This window comes from Rothia aeria (assembly GCF_016726365.1).
Lineage (GTDB): Bacteria > Actinomycetota > Actinomycetes > Actinomycetales > Micrococcaceae > Rothia > Rothia aeria.
The window spans coordinates 507,587-533,470 of record NZ_CP068102.1 but is presented as its reverse complement, the minus strand read 5'-3'; the positions used below and the strand labels follow the sequence as shown (position 1 = coordinate 533,470).

The window sequence follows — 25,884 nt, the reverse complement described above, 5'->3', positions numbered from 1 at the left end:
TAACACCACCAGCAGAAAGTAGGAGAATCCCATGGCACATGTGTGGCAGGGCGTCATTAACGAATACCGCGACCGTCTCCCGTTCGGGGACGACGTAAAACCGGTAACTCTAGGCGAAGGCGGAACCCCGCTGATTCACGCACCGGCACTATCAGCGCAAACCGGCAATACGGTATACCTCAAATTTGAGGGGATGAACCCCACCGGGTCTTTCAAAGACCGCGGCATGACGAGCGCTATTACCGCCGCTAAACACGAAGGCGCGAAAGCTGTCGTGTGCGCTTCGACCGGTAATACCTCAGCGTCGGCAGCGGCATATGCGCTTCAAGCGGGGATGCGCTGCGCGGTACTCGTGCCGGACGGCAAGATTTCAATGGGCAAACTCTCGCAGGCCATCGCCCACGGCGCCGATATTATTCAGATCGACGGAAACTTCGATAACTGCCTCGAAATTGCCCGTAAACTCAGCGAGAATTACCCGGTATTCTTGGTGAACTCGGTGAACCCCTACCGCATTGAGGGGCAGAAGACCGGCTCTTTTGAGGTCGTCGACACCCTGGGAGACGCCCCCGACTATCACCTGCTCCCGGTAGGTAATGCGGGCAATATTACCGCTTATTGGAAGGGATACAAGGAGTACTCAGAACCCTACACGAACCGTGACGGCAAGATCCTGGAGCCGGTCGCCACCAAGCGACCCATCATGTGGGGTTTCCAGGCAGCCGGCGCGGCGCCGATTGTTGCAGGGCACCCGATTGACACTCCCGAAACGATTGCGACCGCGATCCGCATCGGCAACCCCGCCTCATGGGAGAAAGCTGAGGCGGCACGTGATGAATCCGGTGGTGTGATTGAGGCTGTCACCGATGAGGAGATTCTTGAGGCGCACCGCTGGCTCTCTTCCCGCGAGGGCGTTTTCGTTGAGCCCGCATCAGCCGCTGGCGTTGCAGGTCTGCTCAAGAAACACCGCGCGGGTGAGGCCCCCGAAGGCAAGACCATTGTCATTACGGTGACGGGTCACGGCTTGAAGGACCCGCAGTGGGCATTGGAACCGGTCAATGGTGCGAAAGTCGAACCGACCAAGGCAGCCTTCGACGTTGTGGCTGTGGCAGATATTCTTGACCTGAATTAGACCACCGCCCCCTTGAGGAAGGCGCCTCCAGTATCCGCATAGCGGATACGGCGGGGCGCTTTTCTATACCGCATTACATGCAATGCTAGGATAAAATCCGTAATACACCACAATGTTTGTGTTCGGGACAGAAACCCCTAACACACCCCACAACGCCCCGAGTACGAGGTCCCCATGTCACTCAATTCGATACCCCTTACTCTCACCGACATTCCGGTGGGTAAAACCGTCACCGTCAAGGTTCCCGCTTCAAGCGCCAATCTCGGCCCCGGGTACGACACCCTGGGACTTGCCTTAGGGTACTATGACGAGCTGACGGTTGAGCGTATCGCCGAAGGGCTGGAATTCGAGCTGTCGGGCGAAGGTAGCGATACGGTGCCACGCAACGAAAACCATCTGGTGGTTCGGTCAATGCGCACCGTCTTCGAAAAGGTCGGGCTGGATGAGCTTCCTGCCCTTAGACTGACGGCGCACAACCGTATTCCGCACTCGCGCGGCATGGGATCATCCGCCTCCGCTATTGTTGCGGGTGTTGCGGCGGCCTCAGCGCTACTGCCGGAGTATGCTCGGTTAAGCCGCGACCAGATTTTCCAGATCGCCTCGGATGTAGAGGGGCACCCCGATAATGTTGCCCCGTCGGTGTACGGTTCGCTGTCAATATCCTGGGGTGAGCTGGGGGACTGGCACTCACTGATCGTGCCGGTGCATCCCACCATTGTGCCTGTGGTTGCGGTGCCTGATTATGAGGTCTCCACCAAACTTGCGCGCTCGCTGATTCCCGCTGAGATTCCGCATGGGCAGGCGGCGGCCAACTCTGGCCGGGCGGCACTGCTGATTCAGTCGCTTGCGCAGGCGCCGGAGCATCTCATGGACGCGACTGTGGACTACCTGCACCAGGGGTACCGTGTGCCCGCGATGCAGCCGAGCGCGGCTCTGGTGGCGTATCTGCGTGAGCAGCAACTTCCTGCTGTCATCTCGGGTGCTGGGCCCACCGTTCTCACGTTTGCGCACGGTGCCAAGGAGGCCAGCCGGGTGTGTGAATTCGTTGAGAAGTTCATGGCGGAGCATCCCGGAAATATTTTTGAAAATCGTCATCTGTCATGGCGCGTCATGCCGCTTGAAATCGATGGCGAAGGTGTTATAGTTACACAGTAGGCACATACAGCCGAGTCACCGATTGGCGTGTCTAAAGCTTCCGGGATCTGTTTCAGTAGCGGCCTTGACCGCGTCGGAAGTGTCAAAAAATCACCGGTGGTTTCTCCACCAAAACTCCGTGTTCTTCGTGGGTGCCGCTTGTGGTTTTTAGACGTAAAAATGGCGCCGTTCAGGGTTGTCGCTTCTTATCGTAGGGTTCTTCCTTTACGGCAAATGCGGTAGCTTAGCGAACGAATGCTCCAAGAACTTTGAAAGGATTCCCCCGTAAAAGTACGCGTCGAACTCTACCCGAGTTCGGCGGGGGCCGCGCTCAATAGTGAGAAACCCGATCCTTAAGTTTCTGTAGGGATTTTCTGGGTGTTTTAAAACAAATATAAGGAAATATTTAGTGGCAAAAAATATTGTCGTGACTGAAGACGAAAACGCGTCGGGCACACTCGTAACGAGCTCGAAGCTTGGCGAGCTGAAAGTCGCTCAGCTACGCACCCTAGCCCAGCAGTTGGGCATTAAAGGGTACCTGCGTCTGAAGAAGGCGGATCTGGTTGAGGCTGTGGCGTCTCACCAGCGCGGAGGCGTGGTGGCTGAACGCGATGAGACCGACGCTGAGAAAAAGAGCGAAAAGACCGAAAAAACTCCTTCCTCTAAGGCTGAAAAGTCCGAAAAGAGTGAGGGCGAGAAGGCACCCGCAAAGCGAACCCGCGCCACGCGTACCCGTAAAACGCAGGAGGCTAAGAAAGCCGAAAAGACCGCTAAGGCGGATGCGGACCTTCCTCCCCTGGACGTGAAGGCAGAGCTGGCTTCCGAGAAAATTCGTGAGCGCCGCGAACAGCGTGAACTCCCCGAGAACTCCGCCGATTTGAAGGCCGAAACCGCAGACGGGGCAACCAGCCTGGATTCCATTACCGCCGCCTTGGATATGACGTTCGGTACCGACCCGGAGAAACCGGTGAAACGCACCCGCACCCGTGAACGCACCAATAACCGCCGTAAGAGCGAAGAGGCTGAAAGCACCGAGCAGAACGAGCGCACCTACCGCCGCACCAATAAGCGCGAACGGTACGAGAAAAACGAGCGGTACGAGAAGAATAATGACCGCCAGGCCAAGGCCGATCGTTCTAACTCTAACGACGATGAGCGCCGTAACCGCCGCAATAAGCGCACTAATGAGCAGCGGGAGCGCCGCAATAACCGCGGGTTCGATAATAAAGTCAGCGAAAACGATGTGCTGGCACCGATCTCCGGCATCCTCGAAATCCTCGATAATTATGCATTTGTGCGCACCTCAGGCTATTTGCCGGGCCCGGATGACGTGTACGTTTCGCTGGCTCAGGTGAAGCATTTCCGCCTGCGTAAAGGCGACCATATTCTGGGTGCTATCCGGGTGCCGCGTGAAGGGGAGCAGAACTCCCGCCAGCGGTTCAACGCACTGGTTCAGATTGAGGCGATTAACGGTCAGAGCGTTGAAGACTCGACGCGCCGCCGTGAATTCTCAAAGCTCACCCCGCTGTACCCCAAGGAGCGTTTGCGCCTTGAGACCGATAAGAAGAAACTGGGCCCGCGCGTAGTGGACCTGGTGTCCCCGATCGGTAAGGGCCAGCGCGGCCTGATTGTTTCACCCCCGAAGGCGGGTAAGACTCTTATGCTCCAGTCGATCGCGAATGCGATCACGGAGAATAACCCCGAAGTGTACCTCATGATGGTGCTGGTGGATGAGCGCCCCGAAGAGGTGACCGATATGCAGCGCACGGTTAAGGGTGAGGTGATCGCCTCAACCTTCGACCGTCCCGCTGAAGACCACACCACGGTCGCGGAGCTCGCTATTGAGCGCGCGAAGCGTATGGTTGAGCTCGGCTACGACGTGGTGGTGCTGCTGGATTCGATGACCCGTCTGGGGCGTGCCTACAACCTGGCGGCGCCCGCATCCGGCCGTATCCTCTCCGGCGGTGTGGATTCTGCCGCGCTGTATCCTCCGAAGAAGTTCTTCGGTGCGGCCCGCAACATTGAAGAGGGCGGTTCGCTGACTATTCTGGCGACGGCTCTGGTGGAGACCGGTTCGAAGATGGACGAGGTGATCTTTGAGGAGTTCAAGGGCACCGGCAATATGGAGCTGCGCCTGTCGCGCCAGCTGGCGGATAAGCGTATCTTCCCCGCAGTCGATGTGACCGCCTCCGGTACCCGCCGTGAGGAGAACCTGCTCAGCGGCGAAGAGGTGAAGATCATGTGGGGTCTGCGCCGCGTGCTGGCTGGTATGGAGCCGGAGCAGGCGCTGAGCGTGCTGACGAACCAGCTGCGAAAGACCGAAACGAACGCCGAGTTCTTAATGACCGTGCAGAAGAACGGCCTTAGGATGAGCCCCAACTAGTCGCGGTGCTTCTATCGCCCGCCCCGTGCGTTTAATAGCGCAGCAGGGGCGGGCGATATTCGGCGTTTAGCGCCGGTAGCGTGGTGCGTTCTGCGGTTCGCACGGCATAATTGGCTTTGAGGATGCGCACCGGGTGGGTGCGTTCATGAATTGTAAGAGAGTAATAGACAATGTTTGAATCTATCCAGGTGCTACTGGATGAGCACGCTGATTTGCAGGCGCAGCTGGCGGATCCTGCGGTGCAGGCAAACCAGGGTAAGGCGCGCCGTGTGGGCCGTCGATACGCCGAGCTGACCGGTATCGTGAGTGCTTATAACAAGTACAAGGGTTTCAGCGATGACCTTGAGGCAGCCCGTGAGATGGCGGCCGAAGACCCCGAGTTTGCCGCCGAAGTACCCGTTTTAGAGGCTGAACTTGAAGCGGCGGGGGAGAAACTGCGCCGCCTGCTCATCCCGCGTGACCCGGATGATGGCCGTAACGTGATTCTTGAGGTAAAAGCTGGCGCGGGCGGCGACGAGGCGGCGCTGTTTGCGGGCGACCTGCTGCGCATGTACGTGCGGTACGCCGAGCACAAAGGCTGGAAAACCGAGATTATTTCCTCCACCAGCACCGATGTGGGCGGTTATAAGGATGCACAGATCGCGATTAAAGGCACCTCTAATGAGCCCGCCGAAGGCGTGTGGGCGCACCTGAAATATGAGGGCGGTGTGCACCGTGTGCAGCGCGTTCCGGCAACCGAATCGCAGGGACGTATTCACACCTCCGCGGCGGGTGTGCTGGTTTTCCCTGAGGTGGATGAGCCCGAAGAGATTGAGATTAGCCAGAACGACTTGAAGATTGACGTCTACCGTTCCTCCGGTCCCGGCGGTCAGTCCGTGAACACGACTGACTCTGCTGTGCGCATCACCCACCTTCCAACGGGTATTGTGGTGGCGATGCAGAACGAAAAGTCGCAGCTGCAGAACCGTGAAGCCGCGATGCGTGTGCTGCGTGCGAGGCTGCTGGCGCATCAGCAGGAGCAGATTGAGGCAGAGAACGCTGCGCATCGTGCCTCTCAGGTGCGCACTATGGACCGGTCGGAACGTATCCGCACCTATAACTTCCCCGAGAACCGTATCGCTGATCACCGTACCGGCTACAAAGCGTATAACTTGGATGCGGTACTGGGCGGGGACCTTGAACCGGTGGTGCAGTCCGCTATTGAGATGGATGAGGCGCACCGCCTATCCCAGGTGGGTCAAGAGCAGAAATAACCGGTGCCACGGCAATGCTGGCAGGTGGATGCGATGACGCGGAACATGGACATGACCGATACGACAGGAACATCCCTTACCCCGACGCAATGTGAAGGGGTGAGCCTTGCGCAGGCGCTGCGCCAAGGCGCCGCCACGCTGCGGCAGGCAGGGGTGCCGAGCCCGGTGGCTGATGCTGAGCTTTTAGCGGCGCATCTGCTGGGTACCGATGCCGAAGGTAACCGGCGCGGTACCGCCCGTGAGGGGTACACGCGCGGCGCGGTGCAGCAGCGGGCGCTTCTGGGGGACGCTCTCACCGCGCAGGATATGCAACGGTATGAGTCGCTTATCGCCCGCCGTGCCCGCCGCATACCCCTGCAGCATATTACGGGTGTGGCGGCGTTTCACCGTATCCAGGTGCGGGTTGGTCCGGGAGTGTTCGTGCCCCGGCCCGAGACGGAGCTGCTGGTGGAAGAGGCACTTAACGCACTCCGAGCGTACCCCCAGCGGCGCCTGCGGGTTGTTGATTTGTGTGCCGGTTCGGGCGCGATTGCAGCTGCAATAAAAAATGCCCTGCCGAATGATGCCCTGGTGACGGCAGTGGAGCTTTCGGAACATGCCGAGCCCTGGGCCCGCATTAACTGCGAAACATACGGCGTGAACTTCGTACACGGCGATGCGCTCAGTGCCCTTGAGGGATTGGGCGGGTACTTCGATGCAGTCGTGTCGAACCCGCCGTATATCCCGCAGGGGCGGGTGCCCGCAGAACCCGAGGCCGCCCAGCACGACCCGGATATGGCGCTCTATGGGGGGTCAGCGGATGGGATGCGGATACCGGCAGCGGTTGCTGCCAGGGCCGCATACCTTGTGAAACCGGGTGGGTTTTTTATTATGGAACATGATGAAACCCAGCAGGAGGCGGTGGCTGAGGTGTTCAACGAGCTGGGGTTTGTGAGAGTGCGGTGCGTGCACGATTTAACCGGCAGGCCCCGCCATACGTGCGGTTACAGGCCAACCGCGTAGGCGGTAAGAAGGCCCGCAGCATTTTGTGGCCTTGGGCTGAACCAACACAACCTAAAAACATGAGAGAATAGGGCACGTGAAAGCTAAGCTGTACCCCGTATCGAGTGAGACTGAGGTTTCGGAGGCCATTACGGCCGCCCGTGAAGCCTTGAACTCGCACGAGACTATCGTTATTCCCACCGACACCGTTTACGGCATCGCCTGCGACGCCTTTTCGCATGAGGGCGTGGCGAAGCTGCTCTCCGATAAGGGCCGTTCACGCACCATGCCGCCGCCGGTCATGATTTTTGATCAGGCGTCGCTGTCCGGTGTGGCGGATGAGATTCCTGATGAGGTGTACGAGCTGGGCCGTAAATTCTGGCCGGGTGCACTCACCGTTATCCTGTACTCTTACCCGTCACTTAACTGGGATTTGGGAGATACCCAGGGCACGGTGGCCGTGCGTGTACCCAATGATGAGTTCGCGTTGAAGCTCCTGACGGAGCACGGCCCGCTGGCTGTTTCTTCGGCGAATAAAACGGGGCAGCAGGCGGCGGTGAACGCGCAGCAGGCAGCCGATCAGCTGGGGGAGAACGTGAGCCTGATCGTGGATGCTGGTGACCGGCCAGCATCTGCTGGCAGCACAAAAGAGTCCACGGCCGCCTCGGACAGTAAATCTCAAGCACCGGATACCGATGCGCCAGGCTCAGAGGACACAGAGACCGCAGATTCGGTGGCTGAGAGTGCCCCCGCCGCTGAAACCACCAAGGATACCCCCACCGAAACGGCGGAAGGTACCGGAAGTGATGACGCACCGGCACAGGCTCTGCCTTCAACAATCCTGGACTGCACCTGCACCCCGTTTGTGGTGGTGCGTGAGGGCGCTATTTCCGTAGAGGCGCTGCGTGAGGTGGTTCCCTCAATCGTGACCCGCGCCGAGCTGGATGAGCGTAACGAGCTAAAAGCGAAGGAACGTGCCGCTGAGGGTGAGACTCATGCCGCCGCCGGGCAGGAAGATTTAGACGAAGCATACGAGCAGTGGGATAAAGAACATTCGCAGGGTTCGGAGTCCGCTCGCCGTGCTGGCGCACCAGCTGAGGGGTCTATCGCCTCGGCGCTCATGGGTGCGGTAGGGGTGCTGGGGGAGGTGTCTGCCTCAGCGGGTATCGATCAGCAGCGTACCCGACAGTACCGCAATAACACCCCGACACCTGTTAAGCGGGATGAGGCGCAGGCGCAGCCATTCTCCGCTCAGCAGGCCCGTGCTCTCGTTTTCGGTGAGCAGACGGAGAGCGCTTCCACAGATTAGCGGGGTGAGCTTTCTTTCCCTATTAAGTCCCACAAGTACAAGTGCGCAGTTTCTGCGGTGTATGGCCGGTTTATCCCGGACCTCGCAGAAACTGCGCACTGTGTGCTTAAACGAGCTGTGTGTTCGTGCTAGCGGAATCGTTTGTCTTTTTTCTTACCCAGTGCCGTGTGGGCGTTGCGCAGCACCTCGCGCACGCGCGGCTCGGGCACCAGGTTATTGGCACGCGCCCACGAGTCGTCAAGCTCCTGACCGAACCACATGAGCTCCACTTTACGCACCGACCCCTGAAACTTATCGTTCAGCAGCTCCGAGACGGTGTAGCCAGCTTTAATAGCGCCACGGCACAACCACTCCGGCAGGTGTTTGGGAGCGCGGCGGCCCGCATCGGTCATGATTGAGTTAACCGTAGCTCCCTCCCAGGGCTGTAAGACAATAGGCGGCAGCTGACCCGGGAAACGGCCCAGTTTGACGGTAAATTCAGCTAGGGCGTATGAGCTGGAGACGGGCGATTTGCGGTTTCCTGCCCCCGCCACCGAGGCGAACGGGGAGGAAGCCATCTTTGCGAACAGCTCGGTGGTGCGGCGCCCACGCCCCTGTACGCTGGTGGCGCGTAGGATACACAGCTCAACCGCGTGATCGGGGGCTACATAGGCGGGAGCGTGGGACGGCGCGGCGGGGTAGGGGGAATTTGCTGAACCGGGTGCCCGCCCCTGTGCCGCCGTTTCTTCTATTAAGTCGTATAGGTCAAGCAGGCACTCTTCACCGAGCGCTTTCGAGAACGAATAAGCACTGAATGGTTCGGTGTATTCGGTCGCATCCAGCACGGGTTTAGCACCCTGCACGGCGGCGGAGCTGAGGTGAATCATGCGGCGCACCCCGGTGCGCTGGGCGGCGATAGCAATGACGGCCGGTAAGAGGGCGTTCGCGCCCACAAGCGCTGGCAGGTCCTGCATATTGGGGGCTGCCAGCCCAGCGGCGTTGACGATCACGTGCGCCCCCGCGAATGCGTCGGCGAGAGAGTCGATAATACCTTCGAGACGGCGTGCCTCGTCAATGATGATTTCGGGGTCGGTTGCTCGGGTCGCCAAACGCGGCGCTTCGATGGGGTCTGCGCTGATACCCTCGGCGTTGAGCCGGGCTACGATGGAGGAGCCGACGAAGCCGCTGGCGCCGATTACTTTCCACTGGGGGTCGGACACGTCATTCACCTTTCTTATCCCCGAACCTTTACGGGGCTCACTCCAACTTTCGCACATGTGCACGGGTTTTGGAAACGAAACGCGCCTGTATATTCAGGCGGCTAAATATGGGGTGCGACATATTTACCGTGAGTGCCTTTTCTGGGGGTAAAATAGAGAGTCTGAATTCTAGTATTCTTTCGGTGAATCACGGTATTTTCTTTGAGCAATGTGGGAGGGAGCTGTTCGTGAACGCAGAGGATGCACGTACTATTGTGGCGCCCAATAATGCTCAACACTCCGATACGCTGTACCGCACGGTGGCGGTGGTGGTGACCTATAACCGTAAAGACCTGCTGCCGTTGACATTAGCCGGTATCGCCAGGGGAGAGGCCCAGCCAGCTGCGGTGGTTGTTGTCGATAACGCCTCCACTGACGGCACCGCGCAGTACCTTGCGGACCTTCACTACCCGCTCCCGCTGGATGTCATAACCCTGCCCCGCAATATGGGCGGAGCTGGCGGGTTCGCGGCAGGAATTGACCGGGCACTTGCGCAGCATGACCCGGATCTGGTGTGGGTCATGGACGATGATACTGAACCCACCGAAAACACCCTCTATGAGGCGGTAAAAGCCTGGGAGGGGTACTCGCCGGTACGGGCTTTACGCCCCGCCCTTGTCGCGTCCAAAGTTGTGTGGGACGACGGGCGGGATCACCCCATGAATACGATGCGCACTATGTTTGCGGCAGGCGCTGAGCGTCACGCCCGTGCCAAGTCGGTGGGTGCCCGGCCTATCCGCAGCGCCTCGTTCGTGTCAATCCTGATGGATGCACAGGTGATGCGTCAGAACGGCGGGCTGCCGCTGACGGAGTTTTTCATCTGGAATGACGATTTTGAGTTTTCTACACGTCTGGCACACCACCGTGACGCTATCGCGGTACCATCCTCGGTGGCGGTGCACCACACGAAAACCTTCGGTACCACCGACGCTAAACCAGGGCCGCGGTTTTACAATGATGTACGCAATAAGCTGTGGGTTTTTACCCGGTGCCGCACTCTCAGCCCCCTGGAAAAGCTCCTCTACGGCGTATCCAGTGCCCGCCTGTGGGTTTCCACCGTGGTGCGTACCGATGAGAAAAGAACCTATTTCGGGTACTTTGTGAATGGCATAAGGGACGCAGTACGCCCGCCCCGACCTAATGCCGAGGTCATGGCGGGGGTGTATCCCCTGCACTTCCCGGGGCGTTACGGTTCGTCACAGGCACCTGTCATTGTGCCAGATACGGATAAAACCCCCGATTTTTCGGTTCTCATGAGCGTATACGCTGAGGAAATCCCCGAGTACCTGGACGCTGCGTTGGCTTCGAATGCGCGTGAACAGTCGCTTCGGCCAACTGAGCTGGTGCTGGTGCTGGATGGGCCGCTCACCCCAGAACTTAATACCGTGATTGAACGGTGGGTTGCAGAAGGGCAGGCGGGCCGGTGTGCACCTATTCGTACGGTGCCGCTGCCGCAGAACGCTGGCCTTGCTGCCGCTCTCAACGAGGGGCTGGCAGCGTGCACCCACGAGCTGGTGGCTCGCGCAGATTCCGACGATATTTCAGAGCCCTCCCGGTTTGAGAGGCTTATCCCAGCACTGGCCGCTAGCGATTGTGCGGTACTTGGTTCGGCCATGCACGAGGTGGATGCGCAGAACACGGTGTGTGAAGCGAAGCGCTCCACCGTTCTGGGCGCAGAACGGGTTCAGGCAGCAATGCCGTCCCGGAACCCGCTGTACCACCCCACCGTGGCGTTCCGAAAAACCCCGGTGCAGCAGGTGGGCGGTTACGAATATGTGCCCGGGGCCGAGGACTGGTGGCTGTGGTCCCGGTTGGCTGCCGCTGGGTACAAGCTCGATAACCTTTCTGAGGCTCTGGTGCGGTACCGGGTGGGTGCGGGAGCCTACACCCGACGCGGGGGTCTTGTAGCATGGAAACAGGATTGGGCGATTCAGCATCGTCTGTACACTGGGCACGCCATCACCAAGGCGGGGTGGGTGAAAAATATGGGGGTGCGCACCGTTTACCGGTTTATCCCCGAGTCCGTGCGCCGCACCGCTTTTAGGGCTCTTGTAGGTGCTAAAAGCATAAACCAACCACATACATCTCAGCGGCTCTTTAGCATCCGCTCACAGTTTCGAAAGGGGACTTAGTGACCTCTGAACCCACTAAGCGGTCTGAGACACAGACTGATATTCCAACATATTATGAACGTAAGCTCTCCTGGATGCTGGGGCGGATGTTCTTAGATTCCATCGCGTGGGCTTTAGCCCTCGTGGTGGCGTTCATGTTGCGTTACAGTGTGCTGCTGAATCAGCGTAGCGTGCTTGATGTGATTGACGCTCAAGCTCTGGCAATAAACATTGCGTTGGCGGCTGTCTTACAAGTGGGCTTTGGCCTGTGGTACAAGGTGTACCGTCGGGATCACGAGTACGGCTCATTTGAAGAGATCCTTCTAGCGGGCGCCGCCGTGGTGGCCACCGGGCTGGGGCTATTTGCCTGGAGCTACCTTGATGAGCTGCTGCACTGGCCGCATCTGCCGCATTCTGTGCCGCTGATCAGCATGGCGTTTGCCCTCATGCTGATGGCCGGTATGCGCATGGCTAAACGCACCTATGTTGAGTGGCGTCTGAAGAAGCGGCAGGACGGCGAACCTGTCATTATTTATGGTGCTGGTTTGGCGGGCCGTTTGGTGATTCAGTCGATGATACAAGACCGCCGTTCAAAGGTTTTCCCGGTAGCTATTATTGACGACAACCCGCGCCTATTAGGGGCGAAGGTGCACGGTATTCCGGTGCGCGGCAATATTGATAATCTGGATCAGCTTATTGATGAGCTGCACCCGAAGAAAGTGATTGTTGCGATCTCAAAGTACCCTAAAGACACCTTCGACGTGCTGTGGGAACGGATGCGGGAGAGGGGTATCGAAGCCCGTCGCATTGCAAGCACCACCCAGCGCCTAGTGGGTGACGATACAGTGTATGAGACGGACGATAGCGAAATCATGCAGCTGGTGCGCGGCGAGATTAACTATGAGGTGGACGACCAGCTGCTTAGCTCGTATATTACGGGGAAACGCGTGCTGGTCACCGGAGCCGGTGGTTCTATCGGTTCGGAATTGTGCCGCCAGATTCACCGTTTTAACCCGCAGCTGCTCATGATGCTTGACCGGGATGAGACCCTGCTGATGGACACTAAGCTGTCGATCACCGGCGAGTCGAGCCTGGATGATGAGCGCATTATTCTGGCTGATATCCGTGAGGGCGAGAACCTGCGCAAAATCTTTATGGAACGCAAACCCGATATTGTGTTCCACGCAGCTGCCCTGAAACACGTCTCAGCATTAGAGGCGTACCCCGAGGAGGCGTGGAAGACTAATACCCTGGGCACTCTTAACGTGCTGCGTGCCGCGGAAGCTTCGGGTGTTGGGACTCTAGTGAATGTCTCAACAGATAAGGCGGCTGACCCGACCACGGCCTTGGGGCAGTCGAAACGTGCGGCAGAGTGTCTGACCGCCTGGTTCGGGCACCAGACCGGACGGAAGTACGTTTCGGTGCGCTTCGGCAACGTGTTTGGTTCCCGCGGCTCCATTAAGCCGCTATTTACCCGCCAGATTGAGAGCGGCGGGCCTATTACGCTCACCCATAAGGACGCCACCCGCTACTTTATGCTGATCCCGGACGCTTGCCTGCTGGTGATGCTCGCCGGTAAAATCGGCCGGCCGGGGGACGTGATGGTACTCGATATGGGCGACCCCGTGCATATTTATGATGTTGCACGGGAGATGCGTAAGGCATATGGCCGTTACGATGTGGAGATTGTACTCACCGGCCTGCGCAAGGGCGAGAAACTAGGTGAGGTGCTGTTTGGGCACGGGGAACACTATGAGCGTAGCGCCGAGAACCGGTACATTTCGCACTCGACTGCCCCCGCCCTAGACCCGGATACGCTGGACTACGATACGTGGCTGCGTGACTATGAGGAACACCGCGGCTATGAGCGGCACGGCTTGGAGCGAGCACCTGATCTGGGTACAGCCCGACGTATTACGCGTTAGGTGCGGTTACGAACAGAAGTAAAGGACACCCCGATGCTACCGATAATCACTGTGGCCCTGACCGCTACCATCCTAGGCGGTGTGCTCCCGTTCCTGGTGCGTCCGCTATTGCACACACTGAATATGGTGGATTTACCAAATGAGCGTTCCTCCCATACCACCCCCACCTACCGGGGGATGGGATTGGCAACCGCCTTGGCGGTGTGCGCAAGTTTTGGGGTGGCAACTGCTGCGGGATGGACGGTGAATACCGGTATTTCGGTAACCCTATTGGCGGGTATGGCTGCCGCACTGCTGCTGGGCTGGATTGAGGATGTAAGCGGCATTGGAATCGCTATACGGGCCGGGGTGCAGTTGCTGATTGGTGCGGGGGTTGCCGGGGTTTTGTCGGTGCTTATGAATGTGCCGATATTCTGGGCAGTACCGGCAGCTATTTTCGTGGCCGCGTACATTAACGTGGCGAATTTTATGGACGGTATTAACGGTATTTCCGGCTGCCACGGTTTGGCAGCTGGATTGTGCTACTCCTTCACGGGATACCTGACGGAACTGCCGTGGCTGACCCTGGGCGGTCTGGCAATCGCGGGTGCATTCGCGGCATTTTTGCCGTGGAACGTACGCAGCGGTCGTAATGTTTTCTTAGGTGATGCCGGTTCGTACCTGCTGGGGGCGGGGCTGTCGATACTTGCGGTGGGCACCTGGTTTGCGAATGTGAATCCGCTGGTGGCTTTGGCCCCGCTGCTGGTGTACTTGGCTGATTCGGGTACCACCTTATTGCGTCGTATGGCTGCGGGGGAGCAGTGGTATAAGCCGCATCGGACGCATGTGTACCAGCGTTTGACTGATGTGGGCTTCACACATTTAGGGTCTGCAATGGTGGTGACTGGACTAACAGTGCTGGTGTGGGCTCTCATACTTAACGGCCTTAACTTTTGGAGTAGCGACCTTCCTATTCTGGGTGTGGCGTTGCTCGCATTTGCGGTGTTAGTTGTGCTGCTATATTTATCTCTGCCCACACTTATTGCGCGTCAGAAGACCGCAGCGCCGTCAGAGAATAACACCGCGGCCCCCGAAGACGGCACAGGGGGTAGTTTGGGGAGCTCACAGGCGTCCTTCCGCGGAGGTCAAAACCCTCATGATTCGGGAGAAGTTCAATGATTCTGCAGAGGGTTAAAAACCTGCTGTGGTATCCGCCATCAGAACGAAAAGGGCAGCCTCTGGGCTCCTATTCGCGCACCTTCCCGTGGAAGACTCTTTACTACCGGGTGAGTGTCTGCTCCGTCCCGCCATTATTGCTGGGTGTAACAGGCGCGTTAATTGTACGCGGACCCTCTGGTTTGGCGGGATTTATGCTCGGGTTTCTGATAATCTATATATGTTTCACCTTAGGCGTATTAACGGTGTTGGGAGCCACCCGATTAAGGGTTGGAATACCCCAGGCCCTAGTATGTGCCTACGTGGTGAAAGCAAGCTTGATGGGGGTGGTGCTCCTGACGGTGCCTATCCCCGAAAACATAAAACACGGGTGGACACTCGCCGGAGCCATTATTGGGGCTGTACTCTGGCTGAGTATTGAGGCCATCACCATTAACAACATACGGATTCTATACTTTGACTCCGAACCATAAAAGCACACATTTTTGGTTTGGAGAAAAACGACAGGAAGATTTTTGGCCGAACCTGAGAAGAAATGGTGGCGTGGAGACAGGGAACTCCGAACCACCGGGGAACTGGTATCTGGCGGGGGCCTCTCCGGCGCCGTCATGACCATTCTTTATCTACTCATCGGCGCCGCCGTCTGGGGGCTTATCGGCTTTGGGCTCGATAGTCTTCTAGGCACCTCCTGGATCGTGTGGGTCGGCGTACTGGTAGGGGTCTGCGGAGGCTTATACCTTGTATATATCCACATGAGTCAGGAAAAATAACTAGGGTCGCAAGACCCCGCGCACACCAATCCCCCATAGTTAGTTGAGTAAATGCTCGCCCGGCGGGCAGCCAACTAGCAGCAAGAAAGGACTTGCTTTGATCGAGAACGGGTCTGTACTCGCGGAAGGCTACGTGCCGCCGACCCCGGATGAAATGCACCTTCCCGACCTATTCGCTATTGGGTCTTTTGGCGTGGGCAAGCAGATGCTTCTGGTGCTTCTCTCCGTCGTCATTATCGCGGGCTTTTTCCTGTGGGCCGGACGCAAACGCGCCATGGTTCCTTCCAGGACACAGTTCGTAGCTGAGTCGGGGTACCTTTTTGCCCGTAATTCACTGGCCAAGGAACTTATTGGTGCGCATCACTTCAAGCCCTTCATCCCTCTGCTGTTTGCGTCGTTCTATTTCGTGCTGGTGAACAACCTGTACGGTTCAATTCCGCTACTGCAGCTGCCTTCGTTCTCACACCCCGGCAGTGCCTACGCATTGGCCGCTATTGCCTACCTGAGCTGGGTAGGTGTCGGTATTAAGCGCAAAGGCTTGGGCGGCTTCTTTAAAGATTTGACAATGCCTTCGGGGGTTCCTGTTTGGGTGTACCCGATTCTAATCCCCATTGAGCTGCTCTCCAATATGGTGATTCGCCCCGTGACGCACTCCCTGCGTCTTTTCGCCACCATGTTCGGCGGGCACATGGCAATGATGGTTGCCGCATCTTTGGCGCAGTACATGATTGACTCAATGGGCGGGGTTGGTTATGCAGCTGCTATCGCCCCCGGGGCGCTCGGTATGTTCCTCTACTTCCTGGAGCTTATGATCCAGGTTATTCAGGCCTACGTGTTCGCGTTGCTACTGGCCGTGTACATGCAGGGCTCGGTCTCCGAAGGCCACTAAATAAGGTTTTCGTTCCCAAGCTTTTGGGTAACGAATAAAGCAACCCGTTGCAAGCGGGCTTAGCACACTACAAAAGACTCTGTTCGGCGGAGGAAGGGTTCCTTCCCGGGCACTGTTGAAAGGAAAAATAATGGAAATTACCGGTTCGATCACCGCAGTTGGCTACGGTCTGGCAGCAATCGGCGGCGGTATCGGCGTGGGTCTGATCTTCGCGGCTTATATGACCAGCGTGGCACGTCAGCCTGAGTCTCGCAAAGCCCTGCAGCCGATGCTGTTCATGGGTTTCGCACTGGTTGAGGCGCTGGCCGTGCTGGGCCTGGTGCTTGCGTTCATTAAGTAACCGGCCCCGATACGTCCCAACGACCAACCCATAGAACAGGATTCCTTCCATGACTTATCTGGCAAATGATGGGGGTGCGGAGCACGCCGCGTCTAACCCCCTGATCCCCGCGACCGGGGAAGTCATCATGACCGCCATCGGATTCCTGATCCTCCTCTTCATTGTCATCAAGTACATCGCCCCGGCATTCGAGAAGATCTACCAGGATCGTAAGGAAGCCATTGAAGGCGGCCTCGCCAAAGCTAAGAAGGTTCAGGCAGAGGCGGCAGCGGCTCGCGAAGAGTACAGCCAGCAGCTCGATAGTGCTCGACTGGAGGCACAGCAGATTCGTGAGGAAGCCCGCGCTGAAGGCGAAGCGATTATCGCTAAAGCCCGTGAGCGTGCGACCGCCGAGGCCCAGCGTATCACTGAGAATGCGCAGAAAACCATTGAGGCTGAGCGTGCGGCAGCGGCTGTTTCGCTTCGTAGCGAGGTGGGCAGCCTGGCAACCGCTTTGGCCGGGAAGATTGTGGGCGAAGCTCTCACCGATGATGCACGATCGGCCCGTGTGGTAGATCGTTTTCTTGCTGACCTTGAAACCGAGCAGCAGAACGCAGGTGCAACTCGGTAATGGCAGGAGTATCTACTGAATCACTGAGCAAGGTGGAGGCGGCCCTCGACGCGAACGCGTCGCTCAACCCGCTGCATCTAGCGAGCGAGCTTTTCGCAGTGGTCGATGTTATTGACCGCGATGGTGGTCTGCGCCGTGGGCTGACTGACACCTCCCGTGTGGAGGCTGCGCGTCAGAACATTGCCAGCACCGTATTCGGCAGCAAAGTTTCGTCCCAGACCTTATCTGTACTGACCGTCGCTGTTTCTCAGCGCTGGTCTGCAGAACGAGATCTGGCGGACGCGCTTGAGAAGTGCGCCGTACTCGCCGCCATTGTGTCTACCCATTCACATGGTGGTGTTGAGGCACTCGATACCCTCATTAATGAACTTCTCACGTTCGTCCGAAACGTTGATGGCACCGCCCAAGCACAGACGGCACTGTCTAACAATCTGGCAAGCAAAGAAGCAAAGCAGAAACTCGCGGTAGCGTTGGGCGGCCCCGCCCGCAGCGCTGAAGGCGTGCTTCTGCTGGAACGGATCGGTAGCGAAACTCGCGGCATGCACGCTGCGCGTCTGGCCGACGAGTTCGTAGAAATCATCGTCAAGCGACAAAACCGCTACATTGCAAAGGTAACCTCAGCTGTAGCTCTTTCGCAGGCGCAGCTGAACCGCCTGGGGCACGCCCTCAGCAGGGTGTATAACCGCAAGTTAAAGCTGGACATTTCGGTGGATCCGACGGTTCTGGGCGGTCTGCGCGTTCAGGTTGGTGACGAGGTAATTGACGGTACTGTTATCGCTCGCCTCGACGAACTGGAACGTAACCTTGGCTAGGCCACCCCTAACCAGCGATTCGTCGCAACGGTGATTTAGAAGATACCCCGGGCGATGGGGTGGACACCCCGATTTTTCGCCCCGGACAACAAGTTTCGGTTAGCCCCTGAGGGGCCAGCCACAAGAAGGAGAGCAGGGACACAAGATGGCCGATTTGACCATCAATGCCGACGACGTCCGTAATGCGCTGAATGAGTTCGCGGCGTCTTACGAACCCGGCAATGCAGAACGTGTTGAGGTAGGCCGAGTGGTATCGGCCTCCGATGGTATTGCGCGTGTTGAGGGTCTTCCCTCAGTCATGGCGAATGAGCTGCTTCGTTTTGAAGACGGCACCCTCGGTCTTGCACAGAACCTAGATACCCGCGATATTGGTGTGATCATCCTGGGTGATTTTACCGGTATTGAGGAAGGCCAGCAGGTACACCGCACTGGTGAGGTGCTGTCGGTACCCGTTGGTGACAAGTACTTGGGCCGCGTCGTTGACCCCCTCGGTAACCCCATTGACGATCTGGGGCCTATTGAGGCTGAAGGCCGCCGCGCACTGGAGCTGCAAGCACCCGGTGTGACGCAGCGTAAGTCGGTGCATGAGCCGCTGCAGACCGGCCTGAAAGCTATTGACGCGATGATCCCGATTGGCCGTGGCCAGCGTCAGCTGATTATCGGTGACCGTCAGACCGGTAAAACCGCGATTGCGGTCGATACCATTCTGAACCAGAAGACGAACTGGGAGAGCGGTGACCCCTCCAAGCAGGTTCGATGCGTGTACGTTGCGGTCGGGCAGAAAGCCTCGACCATTGCGGCAGTGCGTCATACCTTGGAGACTAAGGGCGCACTGGAGTACACCACCATTGTTGCTGCTCCTGCATCGGATGCCGCAGGCTTTAAATACTTGGCACCGTACACTGGTTCAGCGATTGGCCAGCACTGGATGTACGGCGGCAAGCATGTGCTGATTATCTTTGATGACCTTTCAAAGCAGGCAGAAGCATACCGCGCCGTGTCGCTGTTGCTGCGCCGCCCGCCGGGACGTGAAGCATACCCCGGTGACGTCTTCTACCTGCACTCCCGCTTGCTGGAGCGTTGCGCTAAGCTCTCCGATGAGCTGGGCGCCGGGTCGATGACCGGGTTCCCCATTATTGAGACGAAGGCGAACGATGTGTCTGCCTTCATTCCCACCAACGTCATTTCGATTACCGACGGTCAGATCTTCCTGCAGTCCGACCTGTTCAACGCTAACCAGCGCCCCGCAGTGGACGTGGGTATTTCCGTCTCCCGCGTGGGTGGTGCGGCGCAGACTAAGGCGATGAAGAAGGTCTCCGGTACTTTGAAGCTGGAACTGGCGCAGTACCGCGCAATGGAAGCGTTCGCAATGTTCGCATCCGACCTGGATGAGGCTTCGAAGGCGCAGCTGACCCGCGGCGCCCGCCTGACCGAGCTGCTGCGCCAGCCGCAGTACACCCCGTACGCGGTGGAGGAGCAGGTTGTCTCTATCTGGTGCGGTACTAACGGGTACCTGGATGACCTTGAAGTTTCTGACATTCTTCGTTTCGAAGCTGAGTTCATTGATTATCTGCGTCACCGCACCTCAGTACTGACCGATATCGCTGCCTCAGGGAAGCTGGAGGACGATGTTGTGGAAGCCCTGAAGTCTGCTGTGACAGAGTTCAAGAAGGGTTTCCGCTCTGAGGGCACCAGCCACCTTGTTGATGCCGGTCATGAGGAGTATCAAGCTGCCAAGGACCAGGACATCACCCAGGAAACCATCGGTTAGCGATTATTCCTAGCCCGCTTTCAGCCGTGCACCCTACACCGGGTGCACGGTGGGGGAGAAGGGCAGGAGAAAGGAAGCTCTATGGGAGCCCAGATTAGGGTTTACCGGCAGAAGATTGCTTCGACATCGTCTATGAAGAAAATCTTCAAGGCGATGGAGATGATCGCGACCTCCCGCATTAATAAGGCACGCCGTAGCGCGCAGGCGGCAGGCCCGTACGCGAACGCACTCACCCGCGTGGTGACGGCCCTGGCAACCCAGCAGAGCGTGCAGCATCCGCTGATCCACGGCCCAGGGGCGATTGGGAAAAGCAAACATAAGCGTTCGGCGGTGCTGGTAGTTACTAGCGACCGCGGTTTGGCGGGCTCGTACTCTTCATCGGTTTTGAAGAAAACCGAGTCGCTGATCGAAAAGTTGCGCGGCGAAGGCCGTGAAGTGAACCTGTACCTAGTGGGGCGTAAGGCGAAGTCTTATTTCGAGTTCCGTGAACGCCCTTACGTTCGGGCCTGGGAGGGGCATACTGACAGCCCGCGCATCGATACTGCGGTTGAGATTCGGGACGTGTTTTTGGAAGCGTACTCTAAGCCTTTTGAAGAAGGCGGGGTGGACGACCTTCACGTGGTCTACACCGAGTTCAAATCCATGGTCACCCAGGAGACCAAGATTCTGCGGCTGCTGCCCATTCATGTGGCTGAGGCCCAGCATCTTGGGGAGGAAATCGTGCCCGATGAGGAACTCACCCAGGCTGACTACGTACAGCCAGCAGTGTTTGAGTTTGAGCCTTCCCCGCAGGAGGTTCTGGATGCGCTGCTACCGCGCTATATTGCCTCCCGTCTGTTTGCCTGCCTGCTTCAGGCGGCCGCCAGCGAGCTTGCCTCGCGCCAGCGGGCCATGAAGACCGCGGGCGATAACGCCGAGACGCTCATTAATAAGTACACCCGCTTGATGAATAACGCTCGCCAGGCGGAGATTACGCAGGAGCTTTCAGAGATTGTGGGCGGCGCTGACGCCCTCGCCTCGTCGTAGCCTGACGCTACAGCATCGAAACCGCCTACTGTTCCAAACTTTTTATAGGTAAGTGAGAGAATATGACTGCCACCTACAACGAATCGGTCTCAGCACCGACTCAGGGCGCAACGGGCCGTATTGCCCGCGTGATTGGCCCCGTGGTCGACGTTGAGTTCCCCGCCGGCCAGGTACCGGATATTTATAACGCGCTGACCACCGAACTCACCCTCGACGGTCGCACCCGTACTATCACCTTCGAGACCGCCCAGCACCTCGGCGACTCCCTTGTGCGCGCTATTTCGCTGCAGCAGACCGACGGGCTGGTGCGCGGCCAAGCCGTGATTGACACCGGCGCACCCATCTCTGTGCCTGTGGGCGATGGCGTGAAAGGTCATCTGTTTAACGTGCTCGGTGACGCGCTGGATGTGCCTAACTCCGAGATTACTGCGGATGCATACTGGCCCATTCACCGTGCCGCTCCCGGTTTCGCGGAGCTGGAGGGGTCGACCGAGATGCTGGAGACCGGTATTAAGTCGATTGACCTGCTCACCCCCTACATTAAGGGCGGTAAGATCGGCCTGTTCGGTGGCGCTGGTGTTGGTAAGACCGTGCTGATTCAGGAAATGATTACCCGTGTGGCACGTAACTTCGGCGGTACCTCGGTGTTCACCGGTGTTGGTGAGCGCACCCGTGAGGGTAACGACCTGTGGGTTGAGATGGAAGAAGCAGGGGTTCTGAAGGACACCGCCCTTGTCTTTGGCCAGATGGATGAGCCCCCGGGAACCCGTCTGCGTGTGGCCCTGACCGGTTTGACCATGGCGGAGTACTTCCGTGATGTGAAGAACCAGGACGTGCTGCTCTTTATCGATAATATTTTCCGTTTTACCCAGGCTGGTTCTGAAGTTTCGACTCTGCTGGGCCGTATGCCCTCTGCTGTGGGCTACCAGCCTAACCTGGCGGATGAGATGGGTCTGCTGCAGGAGCGTATTACCTCAACTCGCGGTCACTCCATTACCTCGATGCAGGCGATTTATGTTCCTGCGGATGACTACACCGACCCCGCACCGGCAACGACCTTCGCGCACCTGGATGCGACCACTGAGCTTTCGCGTGAGATCGCATCGCGTGGCCTGTACCCGGCAATCGACCCGCTGACCTCCACCTCCCGTATTCTTGACCCGCAGTATATTGGCCAGGAACACTACGACACGGCTATCCGTGTGAAGGCTATTCTGCAGGAGAACAAGGAACTGCAGGATATTATCGCAATTCTGGGTGTGGACGAGCTGTCCGAGGAGCAGAAGGTTGTTGTCGCGCGCGCCCGCCGTATCGAGCAGTTCCTCTCACAGAACACCTACACCGCGAAGCAGTTCACCGGTGTTGAGGGGTCCACCGTTCCGTTGAAGGACACTATCGAGTCCTTCCAGATGATCTGCAACGGCGACGTGGACCACATCCCGGAGCAGGCGTTCTACAACATCGGCGGTATGGACGATGTGATGCGCCAGTACGAGGAAATCAAGGCACAGACTGGAGCCAAGTAATTATGGCACTAACGGTTGAAGTTGTTTCCCGCGAACGCGTGGTGTGGACCGGTGAGGCATCCTACGTGCGTGTGCGTACCGTTGAGGGCGATCTGGGTATCTCACCCGGGCTTATCCCCACGTGCGCGCTGCTGGCGGAGGACGGCGAAATGCTGCTGCGCCCGGTGGGCGGGCAGGATTTGAAGACCCGCCTGCACCAGGGGTTTATGACCGTCTCGAATGATAAGGTCACAATCGCGGCTAAACACGCGGACTTCACAGTTCCCGCCACATAGCGCGGCCTGTAATAACAACGAACCGGCGTGTCCTCTTTACGAGGATGCGCCGGTTCGTGCGTGTTTATATCGGTTCTCGTGCAGGTTCACCGGGTGGTACGTGGGATAGGGGCGTGAGCGCCTCCGCCAGAAGCACGGGGGAGCGCAGACTGGTCTAGCTTTATGGGCTGAGCGCGTAAAACTAACGCGGCAGAGAGCTAGAAAAGCCTGTCTGCGGCGTCGTCTACGCCGCGCATTGCATCGTAGTCAAGGGCGATACACCTAATACCGCGGTCTTGGGCGAGTGTGCGGGCCTGCGGCTTGATTTTTTGGGCCGCGAATACTCCTTTGACAGGCGCTAGCAGCGGGTCTCGGTTCAGCAGCTCCAAGTAGCGGGTGAGCTGCTCCACGCCGTCAATGTCGCCTACTCGTTTAAGCTCCACGGCAACGCTTGCCCCGTTGGGGTCTTTTGCCATAATATCTACCGGGCCGATAGCGGTCGGATATTCACGGCGCACCAGCGAGTATCCCGAGCCCAGTGTCTCAATTTGTTCGGCAAGCAGACGCTGCAGGTCGGCTTCCACACCATCCTTAATGAGCCCCGGGTCTGTGCCAAGCGAATGCTCATGCTCGTGGATGACCTCAAAAACTTTAATGAGCAGCCGGTCGTCACTTTTAGCGGCCTGCACCGTCCACAGCTGCTGTACTTCCTCTTCCAGCTCTTCTAGGGTGGCGGCGGGGATGCTATCACGTGCGGCCACAGCCAGGGTGCAGGGCGGGCTCATCCAGTTCAGCGGCTTATAGGAGCCGCCATCGGAGTGGATCAGCACCGAACCGTCCCCTTTAACCATGAGCAGACGGGTGGCGCGGGGCAGGTGAGCCCGTAGGCGGCCTTCGTAATCGACGGAACATTCAGCTATAACAACTCGCACCCATCCACTCTACCAGCAGCAGGTCATTGTGCACACGCCATCTGCGGGTTGGTTATTTATAGTCTCTCCCATGTGTAGGGCAGGCCCACGTGGGAGATACGCCCAGTCTTGAAATACTGTACCGCACACTCAAAAGCCTGCTCTTGAGTCACTAATTCGTGTTCCGTGAAGAGGCTCAGCTGCCCACCCACCAGTATCTTAACTGTTGCTGTGTCACTCATCTGCGGGTTTCTGACGTTTAGAATGGTGCCCTCTTCACACCCGGTGAGCACATACCGTTGGGGACCTCCGCCGATCATGAGGTGGTTGTTATCGGGGTCTTTACTGGGATGATACAGGCTGAGCAGGGTGTGGTGGTTGGTGCCGAGACGTTTCAGCAAGGCCAGCAGTTCCCCCGTTGATACGATGGTGTGCTCTGTATCCTCGCTGCGGTTTCCAACCCAGTGATCAAGAATAGCTTTCATGCGGCATTCTCCTCGGTGCGCTCATCATGATGAGGGTGATACACGAGTGTATTTTATAGTGTATGCGGGGGTAGCGTTGTTTCTTGGCCGCTGATAGCCCGGTGAGAAAAACCGAATACTTGAAACAATAAGAAAGTGCAGGCTGTGAAAGATTTTGCGTATGGTCAGCCATTAGAAGCGACCGAGGCGGAAAAAGTAGTGCAGCGTCTTATCCGTTCCTTTTTCAGAGGACATATGCTCTGCTCAACACCTAATAACTCAAACGAAAATACAGTGAGTTTCTCGTATAAGCGACCATTCGGGTGCGAAAGCGGCCAGCCTCAGCTGGTTCGCCCCCACCGGCTGGGTGAGCTTTTTCCTCACCAAATGCTTTATGTGCTGCGGCATTATGTGTATGACGGTCTTCAGCTGCCTGTCTTCACTGCCCTCAGCGGCGAGATCCAGCACGATTTAGAAGACGTGGACTCTATTGATTTCCACGAGCACGCCTATATTTTTGATAAAAATTTTTCGCGCTGTTTTTACGTTATGGATTCTTGCAATCTTCACGGCAATACGTATGAGGCTATCCTCACCGAGTATGCTCCTTTAGAAGAGACCCCGGTATAACCTTTAAAATCTGGAATGGGTAGTAGCTAGGGATAAAATAGTGAGCATGGCACGTAAGAATCACCCCGGTAAACGCCCTTCGGGCACCACCTCCAGCAAATGGTTACGCACCACCGCAGGTGGCGGGCGTGATATTTCACGTATTCTTGACCCGGCGCCAACCGTTGAGAGCGACCGGTACGGAGACTGGTTCGTGCAGTATATCCCGGCTGTTAATGCCAGAAAAACTTACACCTGCCCCGAATGTTACCGTCCCATACCGCCCGGAACTGCGCACCTGGTGGTGTGGCAAGAAAGCCACGTGCTGGGCAGAGAACGTGCCATTGATGAACGCCGCCACTGGCACCAGCACTGTTGGCGCAGCCGCCGAAAATAACAGCAGAATCCTATGCGCATCACCCCCATTTTTGGGCTTGAGATACACCTACCCCGATTGAAAGACACACTATGAGCGAAGAAACCCGCACAGAATTCGACCCGTCCCGCTATATTTTTACCGACCCCGGGGTGCCAACCGCGATCCGTTCCCGCACGGTGCTTCCTGCGCGTCGTGAGAACTTTGAGGTCACGACAGCCGATGGAAAACGCCTCGTGGGTGAACTGGCGCTTCCTGAGGGGGACAGTAAAGCGACTCTCGTAACTTTTCATCCGCTTCCAACGCATGGCGGGTATATGGATTCGCACGTGTACAAGAAAGCGTCGTTCCGTCTGCCCGCGCTTGCCAATATAGCCGTACTTCGCTTCAATACCCGCGGCACCTCCTCCATTCGAGGCACCAGCGACGGGGTCTTCGACGGCGGATTTGCTGAGAAGAAAGATTTCGATGCGATTCTTGACTACGTCTTAGGGCGTGCCCTGCCTAACCCGTGGCTTATTGGCTGGTCATTCGGTACAGAGCTGGTGCTCAAATATGGACCCGCGCGCGCCAACGAATTCACCGGTGCGGTCCTCCTATCCCCGCCGCTTCACCGGGTACACCCGGCGGAGATGGCTGAATGGAATACGATCAGCAACCCCCTGTACGCACTTATCCCTGAACACGACGACTACTTACAGCCCGCTCAGGCGCGTGAACGGTTTAGTGCCATTAACCGTGCCCAGGTAATCCCCTTTGAGGGATGTAAGCACCTGTGGGTGGGCGAGAAGTCTGTGAACGCGGTGCTGAACTCTATAGCGAGCATTGTACTGGGGGAGCAGACCGTGCTGCCGAGCGAGTATAGCGGTCCGGTCGCAGAAGAGATTACTGAGCCCTAAAGCCCT

Annotated in this window: 25 protein-coding genes; 22 read left to right on the top strand and 3 right to left on the bottom strand. The window is 57.8% G+C overall.

All coding sequences use genetic code 11. From position 1 onward, the window contains the following. The first annotated feature begins 31 nt into the window (after nt 1–31). The 6 genes from thrC to I6I94_RS02225 all read left to right on the top strand — a co-directional run bounded on the left by thrC (nt 32) and on the right by I6I94_RS02225 (nt 8,192). Nucleotides 32–1,132: a threonine synthase gene (gene thrC, locus I6I94_RS02250; RefSeq protein ID WP_023134622.1), complete on the top strand. Its 1,101-nt coding sequence runs from the start codon at nt 32–34 to the stop codon at nt 1,130–1,132. Between the two features lie 174 nt (nt 1,133–1,306). After that, nucleotides 1,307–2,287: a homoserine kinase gene (thrB, locus tag I6I94_RS02245; RefSeq protein WP_128087659.1), complete on the top strand. Its 981-nt coding sequence runs from the start codon at nt 1,307–1,309 to the stop codon at nt 2,285–2,287. A 388-nt stretch (nt 2,288–2,675) separates the two neighbouring features. Next, nucleotides 2,676–4,649 (top strand): transcription termination factor Rho, encoded by a 1,974-nt coding sequence (rho, locus tag I6I94_RS02240; protein ID WP_128087660.1) that lies wholly within the window; start codon nt 2,676–2,678, stop codon nt 4,647–4,649. A gap of 170 nt (nt 4,650–4,819) precedes the next feature. Then, nucleotides 4,820–5,902: a peptide chain release factor 1 gene (gene prfA, locus I6I94_RS02235; protein WP_128087661.1), complete on the top strand. Its 1,083-nt coding sequence runs from the start codon at nt 4,820–4,822 to the stop codon at nt 5,900–5,902. A 51-nt stretch (nt 5,903–5,953) separates the two neighbouring features. Next, nucleotides 5,954–6,904, top strand: a complete 951-nt coding sequence (gene prmC / locus I6I94_RS02230) for a peptide chain release factor N(5)-glutamine methyltransferase (RefSeq protein WP_201620829.1) — start codon at nt 5,954–5,956, stop codon at nt 6,902–6,904. 76 nt (nt 6,905–6,980) lie between these two features. Then, nucleotides 6,981–8,192 carry an L-threonylcarbamoyladenylate synthase gene (locus I6I94_RS02225; protein ID WP_201620828.1) on the top strand — a complete coding sequence of 404 codons (1,212 nt, stop codon included), beginning with the start codon at nt 6,981–6,983 and terminating at the stop codon, nt 8,190–8,192. 128 nt (nt 8,193–8,320) lie between these two features. Here I6I94_RS02225 and I6I94_RS02220 read toward each other — a convergent pair whose 3' ends face one another. Then, nucleotides 8,321–9,391, bottom strand: coding sequence for an NAD-dependent epimerase/dehydratase family protein (locus I6I94_RS02220; RefSeq protein ID WP_006888890.1), 1,071 nt, complete (start codon nt 9,389–9,391; stop codon nt 8,321–8,323). 227 nt (nt 9,392–9,618) lie between these two features. On the opposite strand from I6I94_RS02220, the gene I6I94_RS02215 reads away from it, so the two are divergent. From I6I94_RS02215 to I6I94_RS02155, 13 genes are all read left to right on the top strand, one after another. Further along, on the top strand, nt 9,619–11,562 hold the full coding sequence (locus tag I6I94_RS02215; RefSeq protein WP_201620827.1) for a glycosyltransferase: 1,944 nt from the start codon (nt 9,619–9,621) through the stop codon (nt 11,560–11,562). Continuing rightward, complete coding sequence (locus I6I94_RS02210) at nt 11,562–13,466, top strand: polysaccharide biosynthesis protein (protein WP_126499863.1); 1,905 nt, start codon at nt 11,562–11,564, stop codon at nt 13,464–13,466. The genes I6I94_RS02215 and I6I94_RS02210 overlap by 1 nt, the downstream gene beginning before the upstream one ends. Nucleotides 13,467–13,517: 51 nt before the next feature. Beyond that, entirely contained in the window at nt 13,518–14,624 is a 1,107-nt protein-coding gene (locus I6I94_RS02205) for an MraY family glycosyltransferase (protein WP_236588898.1), read from the top strand. A 299-nt stretch (nt 14,625–14,923) separates the two neighbouring features. Further along, nucleotides 14,924–15,094: a hypothetical protein gene (locus I6I94_RS02200; protein ID WP_153269372.1), complete on the top strand. Its 171-nt coding sequence runs from the start codon at nt 14,924–14,926 to the stop codon at nt 15,092–15,094. 42 nt (nt 15,095–15,136) lie between these two features. Beyond that, nucleotides 15,137–15,391, top strand: a complete 255-nt coding sequence (locus I6I94_RS02195; RefSeq protein WP_006888914.1) for a hypothetical protein — start codon at nt 15,137–15,139, stop codon at nt 15,389–15,391. Between the two features lie 97 nt (nt 15,392–15,488). Next, entirely contained in the window at nt 15,489–16,280 is a 792-nt protein-coding gene (gene atpB / locus I6I94_RS02190) for a F0F1 ATP synthase subunit A (RefSeq protein WP_006888864.1), read from the top strand. Between the two features lie 130 nt (nt 16,281–16,410). Further along, on the top strand, nt 16,411–16,620 hold the full coding sequence (atpE, locus tag I6I94_RS02185) for an ATP synthase F0 subunit C (protein ID WP_006888883.1): 210 nt from the start codon (nt 16,411–16,413) through the stop codon (nt 16,618–16,620). Nucleotides 16,621–16,669: 49 nt separating this feature from the next. Continuing rightward, on the top strand, nt 16,670–17,230 hold the full coding sequence (locus I6I94_RS02180; RefSeq protein WP_023134631.1) for a F0F1 ATP synthase subunit B: 561 nt from the start codon (nt 16,670–16,672) through the stop codon (nt 17,228–17,230). Further along, a complete protein-coding gene (locus I6I94_RS02175) occupies nt 17,230–18,042 on the top strand; it encodes a F0F1 ATP synthase subunit delta (protein ID WP_126926524.1) in 813 nt (270 codons plus the stop codon). The genes I6I94_RS02180 and I6I94_RS02175 overlap by 1 nt, the downstream gene beginning before the upstream one ends. Before the next feature lie 145 nt (nt 18,043–18,187). Continuing rightward, entirely contained in the window at nt 18,188–19,813 is a 1,626-nt protein-coding gene (atpA, locus tag I6I94_RS02170) for a F0F1 ATP synthase subunit alpha (RefSeq protein WP_037288058.1), read from the top strand. Nucleotides 19,814–19,894: 81 nt separating this feature from the next. Next, complete coding sequence (locus I6I94_RS02165; RefSeq protein WP_006888889.1) at nt 19,895–20,839, top strand: F0F1 ATP synthase subunit gamma; 945 nt, start codon at nt 19,895–19,897, stop codon at nt 20,837–20,839. 62 nt (nt 20,840–20,901) lie between these two features. Continuing rightward, entirely contained in the window at nt 20,902–22,365 is a 1,464-nt protein-coding gene (gene atpD / locus I6I94_RS02160; protein WP_128087663.1) for a F0F1 ATP synthase subunit beta, read from the top strand. Nucleotides 22,366–22,367: 2 nt separating this feature from the next. Next, a complete protein-coding gene (locus I6I94_RS02155) occupies nt 22,368–22,640 on the top strand; it encodes a F0F1 ATP synthase subunit epsilon (RefSeq protein ID WP_128087664.1) in 273 nt (90 codons plus the stop codon). A 197-nt stretch (nt 22,641–22,837) separates the two neighbouring features. Here the strand turns inward: I6I94_RS02155 and nucS are convergent, their stop codons facing one another. Together nucS and I6I94_RS02145 are read right to left on the bottom strand one after the other, a co-directional pair. After that, nucleotides 22,838–23,551, bottom strand: a complete 714-nt coding sequence (nucS, locus tag I6I94_RS02150; protein ID WP_128087665.1) for an endonuclease NucS — start codon at nt 23,549–23,551, stop codon at nt 22,838–22,840. Between the two features lie 56 nt (nt 23,552–23,607). Continuing rightward, nucleotides 23,608–24,015 carry a hypothetical protein gene (locus I6I94_RS02145; protein ID WP_126926522.1) on the bottom strand — a complete coding sequence of 136 codons (408 nt, stop codon included), beginning with the start codon at nt 24,013–24,015 and terminating at the stop codon, nt 23,608–23,610. Between the two features lie 135 nt (nt 24,016–24,150). Between I6I94_RS02145 and I6I94_RS02140 the strand changes: the two genes are divergently transcribed. From I6I94_RS02140 to I6I94_RS02130, 3 genes are all read left to right on the top strand, one after another. Beyond that, nucleotides 24,151–24,624 carry a hypothetical protein gene (locus I6I94_RS02140; protein WP_201620826.1) on the top strand — a complete coding sequence of 158 codons (474 nt, stop codon included), beginning with the start codon at nt 24,151–24,153 and terminating at the stop codon, nt 24,622–24,624. Between the two features lie 46 nt (nt 24,625–24,670). Continuing rightward, nucleotides 24,671–25,000 (top strand): ATP/GTP-binding protein, encoded by a 330-nt coding sequence (locus I6I94_RS02135; protein ID WP_126853834.1) that lies wholly within the window; start codon nt 24,671–24,673, stop codon nt 24,998–25,000. 71 nt (nt 25,001–25,071) lie between these two features. Further along, nucleotides 25,072–25,878 carry an alpha/beta hydrolase gene (locus tag I6I94_RS02130; protein WP_201620825.1) on the top strand — a complete coding sequence of 269 codons (807 nt, stop codon included), beginning with the start codon at nt 25,072–25,074 and terminating at the stop codon, nt 25,876–25,878. The last annotated feature ends 6 nt before the right edge of the window (nt 25,879–25,884 follow it).